The following is an 11,626-nucleotide window of genomic DNA, read 5'->3' on the forward strand; positions in this document are numbered from 1 at the left end:
CGACGCTCCACTTCCATCCTGTTCGCCGCGCGGCACTGTGGGCCGAGCAGTCGCCGTTCGATCTGAAGGATGTCCTGAAACGTCGCGGCTACAGATGGAGCGACGGCAGCCCAGATCCTGGTACATCGACGTCGGCGAGGCGGCTGTCAACGACGAGATCGCTTTCCTCAAGGCGGAGATCTACCTGCGCGAGATCGCCCTCGCCTGCAGACGTTGACCGCCTTTATCCGTTTTTCACCGTGGGCATAGAAACGTGCCCCCGGGTACTTCACCGGGGCCGCGGCACGGTGGTCATGCGGCGGACCCGCAACCAAGGCGGCGAAGTCGTTCAGGCTGATCGCGGGCGAGCGAGCGAGCGCCGATCGCACCCATATGAGTTTTATGGCCTATTCTAAGATATTATGTAAAACTAATATCCTTTTGATATCGCGTAAAAATCATATTCGGCCTATATATCTTAAATCTCATACGGGATGACGGCATGATTTTGAAGACAATCAGTGACTTAGGACTGGCCGTCCGGGAAGCCCGCCGTCGGCGGAAGCTGACCCAGAAGCAACTCGCCCAGACGCTGGGGACCACCCAAGAGTGGATCTCGCAGTTCGAGACCGGCCGCCTGGAGAATCCGAGCCTCGGAACGGTGCTAAAGGCCTTCGCCGCGCTGGGGATCGACCTGAACATCGACAGTGTGCCGGGATCTCTACGGAACAACGACTTGGATACCGGTGATCTGGCGCTCGACGAGCCGAGCTTTCTCAAGGGACGGCGGCGATGAGCAAATTCATGAACGTCCTGATGGGCGGCGTCCCGATCGGCCGTCTCGAGCAGATGGATACCGGCGTCCTGGCCATCGAGTACGCCGATGGTTGGCTCGCGGCCGACAGGGTTCAAATTCCGCTTTCGATGTCCCTGCCTCTCGCCGCCAAGAAGCACTCCGGCGCGAAGGTGGCCAACTATCTCTGGAATCTGCTTCCGGACAGCGACCAGACCCTGCAGAAATGGGGACAGATCTACGGCGTGTCGCCGAACAGCGCGTTCGCTCTGCTGTCGAAGGTCGGAGAGGATTGCGCCGGCGCGATCCAGATCGTCACCGACGAGTGGATGGCCGCCAATGCGGATTCGCCTGGGGAGGTTCAGTGGATCGACGAGGCGGAGGTCGCGAACCGCCTCAAGCGCCTGCGCGAGGAGAGGACCTGGACGGGACGTCGCGACGGCGACCGGGGGCATTTCAGTCTCGCCGGCGCGCAGCCGAAGATGGCCTTACTGTTCGACGGAAAGCGATGGGGCGTACCGAGCGGCCGCCGGGCGACCACGCACATCCTCAAGCCGCCGATGCCTCACCTGCGAGGCACGACCGAGAACGAGTACGCGTGCCTGCGCCTCGCGAACCACCTCGGGATCACGGCGGCCGAAGCTAAGGTCGGGAAGTTTGGCGAAGAGGTCGCGATCGTCGTCACCCGGTACGACCGCGAGATCGACAAGGACGGCGTCGTCAGACGATTCCACCAGGAAGACATGTGCCAGGCGCTCGGCGTGCATCCCGCCGTCAAGTACCAGAGCGAGGGCGGACCCTCGATCGAGCAGATCACCAACGACGTGCTGCGCTATGCTACCGATCCGGAGGCGGACAAGGCGGCGTTCGCTGACATGATCGCCTTCAGCTTCCTGGTGCTCGGTACCGACGCGCACGCGAAGAACTTCTCAGTCATCCACCTCCCGGGCCGGCGGATGTTTCTTGCGCCACTCTACGACGTCCTGAGCCTCGTGCCTTACGACAACGACGAACATGAGCGGCGACGCCTGCGCATGGCGATGAAGATCGGCGGCTATTACAAGTTCTCAGAAGTCCTGCCGCGGCATTGGAGACGCCAGGGGGAACTGATGAAAATGGATCCCGACGAGATGATCGCGCGATTGGTGGCGCTCGGCGAGAAGATTCCCGACGCGCTCAGCGACGTCGTGAAGGAGGCGAGGGTCGAGGGCCTGAAAGAACCGGTGCTTGACACGGTGCTGGACGGAATCTCGGCGCGCGGCAAAGCGATTGTGCAGCAATACTCGGCGTGAACGCGCCGCGCTCGGGATCGTCGATGAGATAGGCGTGACGCCGACGGACGCCGTCGGCGCCCGTTCCGACGCTCAAATCCGATGACCAAAGTTTGGGTGAAGATTTGGAAGGCATCGAAGACACCGCCGGAAAAGGACGAGCTAATAAAATCGTTCGACCGCGAGGCAGACAATCAACTAAGAAAACAATTATCAAAAGACATAATATCGAAGGTGTACGATTGGCTCTCGCGCACGCCGAGATAGGACAGCCAGTGCCAATTGCCATCCCGACCGCTCAAGTTCTTCGATGTGGACACCGAAGAAGCTGAGGGTTGGCCGGCTCAAGCTTGATATTACACGCGCCATGTTGTCGCAGGGTGCTACTTTGCAGAGGGATTCGCGAGCGACCGGCCCGAGCTAACGAGCGGAACCCCCTGTAAGGGGATCACCAGATTCGGCGTCGGTAGTTACTTGCAACTGAAATCTCCGCGCCGTCCCGGTACATGTCGTGGTTTCCCGAAAACGTATAGACCTGCGCCCGTTTTCCAAGCTTTCCAAAGACGTCGTCCAAAATGGAGGAGAAGTTCGATTTGCACCCATCCGGGGGGCCCGGCTAATGGACAACCTAGATCGAAGACGGCCGACCTGTTATTGGCTGAAGGAGCACGGCAATTTCGATCTGCTCGATGTTGGCGGCAATGGGCAGTTGGACATGGCGGCTTGAGTCGCTCTCATTCATCCACCATTGCGAGATAGTCCGAGAGTCGCATCCGACGATAGCCGGGCCGCTGCGGCGCCTCGTCTCCCGGTGGAACCATCAGGACGCTCTCCTCGCCGCGCGGCCGTGGGACGAACTTTTTGGGCGGGACCGGGTCGGCGCGATCCCAGTCGATCTCAAACGCGTCCGCAAAGTACTTTGCAATTCCGGCGTGATCGAAGATCAGTGAAGCATCGCGGTTGGTCGATACCCCCATGCCACTCCAATTGTGACTCCCGATCAGGACGCGCTTGCCGTCGACGACCATACCCTTGGTATGATGGTTGGGGATTTGCTTGAGACGCGAGTCGATGTCGACCCCCTTCGACTTAAAATACCAGGCAGAGTGGGTGGGATCCGAGAACTTCTTGCTGCTGTCCGCGCGCAGGATCACGCGGGCATCGTCCAGCGAAACCAGCTTGTCGGTCAGTTCGCCGATCAGATCGTCGATGTAGCCGCGATGCTGCCGCGGGTTGCTCGGCATTCCGATATAGGGGATCTGGAAAACGAGGCTGCGCCTTGCGGAGCGGATCAGCTTCAAAACGGCCTCGCTGTACACTCCGCCTTCGCGGTCGGGCGTGAGCAGAGGGGCCGCGACAATGCTTTCGGTGATCTCCAGGGGCTTCTTCAGCCGCGCTGGCGGCCGGCGTTCGCGCGGCCGCTCGATGGCTTCGAAGACGGACTCCGGCACATCGACCAGCGGCTCGCGATCATCCGCTTTCACCGGCACTTCCTTGCCGCCAAGGTCATGCGACCGCCGCACATCCTGAAGGATGTGCTCGCGAAATCGCTCGGCTAGAGTTGGGCTTTGAACAATCACGTGCCACTCGCGATTGCCGGGCAGGTCCTCCTCCGTAGCCCTGTCGCGCTCGGATGGATCGATGATCGGCTGGCTCGACGAACTCTTCCAGTTGCCAGAGGACAGCCAGAACTTGTCATCGTTCCGGACGGTGACCTTGATGTGATAGGACTGCTGAACCAGGCCGGTTGTTCCGAGCGGAACGGCGATGCGCTTGAACTTGCCATCGCCGAACCGATCGGCCCACTTCTGAAAGATCGCCTCTGCATCGAATTCGGTAGTCTCGTCGTCAACGTCAGCGAACGTCTTGAAGTCGGCTGCCAGGATGATCTTCGTTCCGGCAGCGAGACGTTTTGCCATCAGGTCGCTAATGGCTGATGCACGAAATTCGTATATCGCCGAAACCCAGGAGCCTGCATCCTCGCTCATAAAGGCCTTCAGCTCATCGAAGCCGTATTCCGGGCTGACGTGCGCGCGCACCGTCATCAGTTCTTCGACCGGACTCAACTGGTATTTTGGATCGCGGCGGGCATCGTCGTCGTAAGCGTTCGGAGCCGCGGCGGCCTCGAGAGACATCGGGCCCTCGAGCTGCTCTTCGACCGTGGCCGGGGCGTATTGGACCTGATAGCCCTGGAACGAATGCGGTCCGTCCGCGCGCAGCCCCTCCAGCGCGCCTGGTTGCGCTGACACGGCGATGCAGGGCGTATCGCCGATGCGGCCGTCATCCTCAAGATAGCCGACGCGCGCTGCGAGCACGCCTTCCGGCTTCTGCTTCCAGAACGCCTCGGCGGCATGCTCGACCGACATCCCGACACGGGCCGCACCGGCCACAGTCGATATCGTGCCGAGGTCGACCGTGATGGTGACCGGCACCGTGACGCTCACCGTGCCCCGCCCGCCGGGGGCGGGCTGCGGCGCCTGTGCGATCGCCGGCCGGGACTCGATCACCAGAGGCAGGGTCCAGCGCTTTTTCGCTACGTAAAAGTTGAGCTGGCTGGCCGGGACCGCCAGGTTCGTCTCCTTATAGATGCCGGCGAAGTGCAGGCCGACGACTTCGCGGGTCTTGAAATCGACGACCACCGATCCGGAGTTGCCGCCCAGCGTCGTGCAATCATGCGTCGTGGCACCGGCACGCGGCGCCGTGATGTAGCCGGGGGCAAACCGCTTCACGTCATATATGCCACGATAGAGCCGCTGCATCAGCGCCTGATCGGAGATGCGCGATGGCGGTGCCTTGGCGGGGTAGCCGAGCGTGAAAACGGCGGTGTTTTCCAGAGCGTCGGATCCTGCGATCTTGAACGGCGGCAGTTCATCCCCGTGGCCAAGGGACGCAAGCCTCATGAAGGCGATGTCGTTCGGCCCATCATCCGGCTCGATGTAGAGCACTTCGGCAATCTGGCGGCGCAGCCCACCAGATGCCGCATCGCGAAAATGACCGGTATCCCAAACCGTGCTCATCGTCCCGCCGCCGGCGCCTTGACGGAACACAAAGCCCTGCCCTTGTCGCCGCGCGAAGACATTCGCCACGTGGCGGTTGGTCACGATAATTCCGGCATCGATCAACCAGCCTGTCCCCGCGAATGGCGCACCGCCCGGAAAGTCCACGAGGTCGATGCGGCCGACCCGGTCGACCAAGCCTTCCGGAACCGCGCGACTTTGCTTCGACAATTCGAACAGCGTCTGTGCCTCGACACCGATAAGCGACACATCCTCAAAATTGAGACCGGCTTCTCCATTTCGCTCGACGAAGAAAACCGGTCTCTCCTCAGACACGATCGTCTCCAGATCGGCGATCGGACTGCGTGTCAAAAGGTCAATCACATCACGCGGGCTTGGCGGCGCTTCCTCGAGGTTTGCCGTCTCGAGACCGGCCTTGTCCCTTATCCGTTTGGCGATGCTCTGCGCCGCGTCGGGATTGCGCGCGAGCAACCGTTTGACGAACTCGATCAGATCGCTTCGTTGGGATTTGTCGGCCATCGTTCGCGCTCCGCGGTTGCTGGAAAATGATTACGGCGTCGCCGGCGAACTTGTCGCCGGTCAAGCGACGCGCGCCGGAAAAAGTTGTTTGATCTTCTGATGAAACAAGTCGGCGAATTGCTCAAACCCCGCCTTCGCAGGATGGAGTTCGTTGTGCCAGGAGGACACCTGCGGCGCCAGCACACCTTGCGTCCTGACGACCGTCACCCGAGGACCGCTCAGCGACTCCAGCATCGCCTCAAACTGCCCGAGCATCTCGCTGACGACGGCTTGGCCCGACGCAATCGTCGGAAAGTTGCGCAGACCGAAGGTCGGCTTGAGCCACGGTCCGAATTTGCAGATGCCGCGGCCGTCGGGTATGGCGAAATCATAACCATGAAAGATGAGATGCGTGTCGGGGCTGCATTTGTCGCGGATTGCAATCAGATCCTCATATCCGGCGCGCACCAGCGCCAAGGCCGCAGCAAAGCGCGGCTGATTGACGTGCGCCGCTGGTGGCTGAGTCGGATTCCAGTCCTTGACCCAGAGCGCCATCGGATTGTCGACGATGTCGTTTCCACCTCCGGAAAACAGCAGCAGGTCCCAATCGCCGCCCGCGGGACTGCCGTTCGTCAATCGTTCGGTCAGGGTCGTGCGCTCCTCGACACCCAGCATGAAACGAACCTCATCGCCCGTCTTCGCCAGGTTGAGGATGGGCACGCCCAGCCGTCGCTCCAGTCGCGGAACGATGCCGCCGCCGAACAGCGGCACGGGATATTCGAACCACGAATCGCCTTCGGCGAGGATCTGCAGAGGCGCGAACGCCTCGCCGCGCTCGCCTGCCGCCTCGGCGCCGCCTTCCCCGCGTCCCGCTCGCGGCGGCAACGTGCCGCGGGCCTTCATGATTTTCATGACTGCCTGGTATTCGCGGGTCCGGCGAACGCGCTCGCTGCGCTGTTCGCGTCGCAGCTTTTCGCGCTCCTGGCCAATTGTCCTTAGCGACGGCGACTGCGCTACCGCTGCCCGTGCGGTCTCGAGACCAGCCGCGCGTGGCCGCGCCGGCGCTGATACGCCGGCAAGCACGCGCGCTTCGTCCAGGGTCACGGGCCCGGCCGCGACCGCCGCCTCCCTTGCGCCAGATTGCGAGCCGGCCTTGCCCTTGCCGGACCGCGGCTTGACGGTGACCTTCCTGGTCCGCTTCTGCTTTGCCATACGCACAGCATGCTATCGTGATTGCAATACACATTCCGCACCCAGGGTCCCGCCATTCGCGCGGGCCCAGGCAGACAAAATAGGATCAACATACTACTTCAAGATGCATGAACGACCACCGCTCGTCAATGCGGCACTTGACTCAATCCAGGCAAGCGTACGCCTTGGCTCATATGGCTGCTTGAAATTCGAAATTCGGTCGACGCGGCGATCGAACTACAGCTTGTATTTGCCGTCCGAGTTTACCAGGACTCCGGCGCGCAAGACCCTGCACCTGCCGGTATCGACGCAGTCCTGCACCTTTTTCAAGACCTCATCGACCTTCATGCCGTCGCCCGCCTTGCGGCCGACCCCGTTGTTGAACAAGTCCATTTGCGTCGCGAGCGGCTTGCCGGGATTTCCGTCTTCATGCGTAGTCGCCCATTTCTCGGCCCAGACAACGCCCACGCCGCTGTCGGCCGCCATACGGGCGTTCCACAACGCATGACGAAAGGCATCGCCATTGTCGTCTTCGAGCGCCGTCGACTTGTAGCTGGCGAGAGCCTCGTTCACGGCAGTTTTCGCGTGTAACAGAACCAGAGCGCCGACGACGGGATTTTGCCTGAACAAATCCCATTCTGGGGCACTGAGAACACCTGAGGTGATCGGCAGCCCGCCGGATTCCTGACCAGACTTTTCATGTGCGAGCCTCTCCGCGGCCCGCTCGCTGCCCTCGGTCCAAAATCTTTCCGTCGGCTTCGGGGCCGCGGCCTCACCATTGATCTTGGCCTTCGGGACCGCTGCATTTCCGACCTGAGCCACCGCGCTCACGCCGAGCAAAGCCAACAGTTCGGCGGGAAGACCCGGAAGATGTCCGATAGGCTCGTTGCTGGCAGTTGCCACGACAAGCCGACCTACCGCGACCACATAGGCAACGAGAACCGCGGCTTGAAGCAGCAGTTGCTGCACGGCCGTCATATCGACGGTGTTCTGAACGCCAAACTGGCTATTGGTTGTAATGTCGGCAGGCTTCGCGTCATCGATCTCGATATTGCGGTACATCGCCCCCTGGCGCCGGGGGTCCGGGGAGAGAGCGCTCTCGTGGGCACCTGCATCCTTTGGCGGGGTCGCGGCATGGATCGAATTAACCACGCCGTTTCCGACGAGGCCCCCGAGCACGACACCAGCGAGCGCCCAGATGCTTGCATCAATCTCAACGAAGGACTGCACCACGCCGCTTCCGCCCGCCTTCCACAAGGCAACGTTCCAGAACGAAATTGCGAGGAAGGCCGAAGAGAGGACGACAAACCACCCGAACGTAATGACGCGCTGCAGTGAGTAGCAATTGAACTCGTCGACCAGCGCGGTCTTCACGCCGGTGATGCCGCTTGCAAACATAAATACGCCGAGCAGACAGACACCCCCGACAACCAATCGCAGGTAGCTTGGCGTCGCCGCCTCCGCATATCCGAGCGAAACCGCGGAAGCCACGATGAATGCCAACATTGCCGCGGAAATACGCCACCACTTCGTTTGCAGATTCATTTCGTTAAACCCTTACCGTCAACCAGAAATCAACTTTGCGGGAAGGACGCAGCGCCGGATCCGGATGATCGGCCGGTTCGACGCAGCCTCGAATACACGAAGGTCAAAGATATAATCGCCGCCGGCTGCGGGCCGATAAGACCGGCGCCACGCCGCTACCGATTCGACAAACGGGCCGACCCAGCCCGCCCAGTCCCCGGTCCGAAGTCCGGAGCGCGCAAGGCCCGACACGTGCAGGCCGTCTCCCTTGATATCGACCTCTTCAGCAAGAAGCGGCTCGAAGGTGAGGAGCACATCCAATGAAAGTTCTTCCAGAATCGCGTCGTGGTCGGAAGCACTGCCACCGCGCGGCCCAAGCAGATCCTTCAGCATTGCGGCGAAGTGTTCGCCGAACGAGCGAGCTTGCGACGCCATCTCCACCTCGGCCACGGTGAGTATGGGCACCAGCGGAGCACCCGACGCAACGGTCGGAACCCGATAGACGAATTCCTTGGCGACAGGTTTCCCCCGGATTTCGGCATTACGTGTCAGATCCAGCTCCGTCTGCACGGAGCGATAGGCAAGAATGTCGAGATCCAACGCATCGAGCCGTCTCAGTCGCTTCGCCAGATCCCCCTCATTGAAGATCAGCGGACCGACATCGTCGGTCTTCGGATGGGCGGCGTCGGCCGGACAATAAAGCTCAAAGCTCCCGGGCCCGGGCAGACCGGCGCGGCTCTTATCACGCTTGATGACAAGACGGCGCCGGCCGTCAGCCATGACCTCCTCTGCAACATCGTAAACATCGAGACGCTCGACCAGCGCGGCCTCGGATTCGATAATCTGTTGCGACAATGCGCTTGCGAGGTCTTGCGCGCGTGCCGCGAGGAATTTGGCAGCAGCCTCGCCGGTCGCCTCCCTGCCGAGCTGTCGCAGAACGGGCTCGACCGCCTCGGCAAAGATCGCAAACGCCCTTGCTCGCAGCGCGTCCCGGGTAAGGCCGAGTAATGCTTCCGTGGGCAATGGGCCGGTTCCCGGATTGTAGCGGAGGGTCAATTTGAGTCGATCGCTTCCGCTGCCTTCGTAGCTCCACGTTCGCGAATGCCTCCAAAGCCGCGCATCGCCGATCGTGTTCGCCACCGTGTTTCCAATTGATTCAACCTCGATCGCGGGCGTCCGCGGATACCGCTTTCGCACGATCGGGATGTCCGCATCGGGCAGCTCATAGACCCGTGGTGTCGCGAGCTTGAGCCATGCGGTCGGCCGATAACGCCCCGGATCTCCCGGCACCACGGCCTCGAGTGCGGGTCGCGGCAATCGCTGCACGTGCGTCAGCCGATACCCGGCCGGCGAAGGAACGGTGTTCTTGTCGTAGTTCGGCGTCACGTCGGTCGTGACAAACAAGTGCCGTCTCCCGCTCGCCGGAGCTCCGATCTGCATCGCGGACGGCCGCATCGTGTACGGCACGACGCCGGTGTCACGCGACACGATGCTTCCATATGCCTGCGGTCGCTTCTCCTCGTCATGCGGGACGGCAGCCTGATCCTCGTAATACGAGATCGTGTCGATTGCATCTGCAGCGGAGAGCCGCATCAGAACCCTGTCCTTCAAAATCGCGTTTGGAACGTTTCCGATGGCCGGCCGGCCATCGAGAACGGGGCGAAGATCTGCGACAAGTGACGCGGCAATCGACGCCTTGGCGATCAGGATCTGCTGCAGAGCGTCGCGGCCTCCTTGCGTGTCGGACAGTCTTTGCACGGCCGGAACATCGAGCACTTCGTCGTACAGCGTAAGCGCACGGGCAGCGGTTGCATCTGCATCGATCCGGACGAAGCCAACCGACCGCACGGGCTTTTCGTCCCCGAACGTCGGCACGTCGGCAACGAAGCTGTGCAGGCCGGTTGAAATGGGTGGCAGTGCGAGGTCGTGGCGCACGGCGGTGGTGAAATGATTGGCCGGCGGAAGCACGTCTTGCCGCACCAGCCAGATCGCCCGCTCGACCAGCCCCGGGACGCTGCCATACCCCGTTGCGAGCAGGAACTGCGGCGCAAAGTGTGCCATGGAAGCCTCCAGTTCTTCCAGGGTGCGCCCAAAACCGGCGGGGAACGCCACGGTGTTTGCAGGCTTGGCAGAGCCGTCATGGCGCAGCGGCAGCGGCAACGGCACAACCACGCTCTTCACATCGGAAGGCTCAGTGCCATCCAGCCCATCCAGGCTGGTGCGCTCGACCCGAAGCGCCAATGCAAGCTCAGCGAACTCTCCATCCGAAACTTCGACATCAAATCCGAACACGACAGGATCGCGAGACAACAGCCGTTCGGCTTCCGTCCTGACCGTCGTCGCCGGAATTGTCCGCAAGTCTCTCACGCTCGTCATCGCACCGAACGCTGCGCTGGCAGCCTCCATGAACTTCCAGAGCTTCTCGACGTCGGGCCTCGCAAACGCGACCGACCGCTTCAGGGCACGAGTCTGCTCGCTCCCGCCATCGGTCAACGACACGCCGATGTGTTCGTCGCGAAGCTGCAATGCCGCCTGGGCGTAGATGACCCTGGCGCGATCTGACATTTCAATCAGCGCCCGGTACTGGTCGTCGGTCAGGGGGCCTTCACCTTCCGGCACGATTGACGACGCAGAGCGGGGATCAAGCACCATGGCTACGTTGAGCCGGCCGGCAGTGCTGCCAGGCCACCATGCGAGCAGCAGCCCGGGCAAATCGTTCAGCGGGATCAGGCGATCGGAGTATCGGATTTTGACCGGGACGCTCGCGAGCGGCGGCCCCGACCAATCGTTGCCGTAGACGTCGCGCCATTGACCGGCGAGCTGCAGCGTCTTGCCTACGGCAGCATAGGGCGACCTCGCATTCATCAGCTTGGCGAACGGCAGGGCCAGCCGGTAGGTGAGCATCTCCGTCACGCCCTCGTCGTCGGTGTGCCCCACAGCGAGGCTCTCGGATATCGAGACCAGCTCGGCATTGTCATCCCTGACCGAATAGGCGAACATGGAGAAGCGCGCGGCGAACTGGTCCCAAAGCTCCTCGTTGAGACCGGTCGGAACGGCGGGCCGCTCCGGCCGCGTCACGATGATGGGCAAGACCCCGGCCGGAGCGATTGGTTCGCTGAGCTCCGCCCGCGCCAACGGGTTTTCGCTGTCGATCTGGAACGTGAACGAGTGACCATCCAGATAAGCCGCAGGATCGGCCTGGTCGGCAGGAACATCGAATACGACTGCGTTCGCGTATCCCGCGCTCTCCTCGGTCAGGTACAGGATCATCATTAGCTCGATCGGCGGCGTGCTTCCATCACCCTCCGGGCGAGGCGGGAGCTGCTGGATCGAACTGCCAGCCGTCGGCCAGC

Annotated in this window: 6 protein-coding genes and 1 pseudogene; 3 read left to right on the forward strand and 4 right to left on the reverse strand. The window is 61.9% G+C overall.

Translation table 11 applies throughout. The features are described 5' to 3' along the window. The 3 genes and pseudogenes from IC66_RS44245 to IC66_RS0138335 form a co-directional block, all read left to right on the forward strand. Window positions 1–249: pseudogene (locus tag IC66_RS44245) on the forward strand (hypothetical protein); the annotation flags it as partial. A 232-nt stretch (window positions 250–481) separates the two neighbouring features. Next, window positions 482–775, forward strand: coding sequence for a helix-turn-helix domain-containing protein (locus IC66_RS42895; RefSeq protein WP_035711448.1), 294 nt, complete (start codon window positions 482–484; stop codon window positions 773–775). Then, on the forward strand, window positions 772–2,064 hold the full coding sequence (locus IC66_RS0138335; protein WP_028143541.1) for a type II toxin-antitoxin system HipA family toxin: 1,293 nt from the start codon (window positions 772–774) through the stop codon (window positions 2,062–2,064). Before IC66_RS42895 ends, IC66_RS0138335 begins: the two co-directional genes overlap by 4 nt. Before the next feature lie 713 nt (window positions 2,065–2,777). Here IC66_RS0138335 and IC66_RS0138345 read toward each other — a convergent pair. The 4 genes from IC66_RS0138345 to IC66_RS0138360 form a co-directional block, all read right to left on the reverse strand. Then, complete coding sequence (locus IC66_RS0138345) at window positions 2,778–5,579, reverse strand: trypsin-like peptidase domain-containing protein (RefSeq protein WP_038951080.1); 2,802 nt, start codon at window positions 5,577–5,579, stop codon at window positions 2,778–2,780. 60 nt (window positions 5,580–5,639) lie between these two features. After that, window positions 5,640–6,662, reverse strand: coding sequence for a hypothetical protein (locus IC66_RS0138350; protein WP_148311847.1), 1,023 nt, complete (start codon window positions 6,660–6,662; stop codon window positions 5,640–5,642). A 324-nt stretch (window positions 6,663–6,986) separates the two neighbouring features. Beyond that, a complete protein-coding gene (locus IC66_RS0138355; RefSeq protein ID WP_028160482.1) occupies window positions 6,987–8,294 on the reverse strand; it encodes a DUF6973 domain-containing protein in 1,308 nt (435 codons plus the stop codon). Between the two features lie 18 nt (window positions 8,295–8,312). After that, window positions 8,313–11,546, reverse strand: a complete 3,234-nt coding sequence (locus IC66_RS0138360; RefSeq protein ID WP_038951081.1) for a hypothetical protein — start codon at window positions 11,544–11,546, stop codon at window positions 8,313–8,315. Window positions 11,547–11,626 lie beyond the last annotated feature (80 nt).

Origin of the sequence: Bradyrhizobium genomosp. III (assembly GCF_000261705.1) — a bacterium.
In the GTDB taxonomy this organism is placed as follows: domain Bacteria; phylum Pseudomonadota; class Alphaproteobacteria; order Rhizobiales; family Xanthobacteraceae; genus Bradyrhizobium; species Bradyrhizobium ottawaense.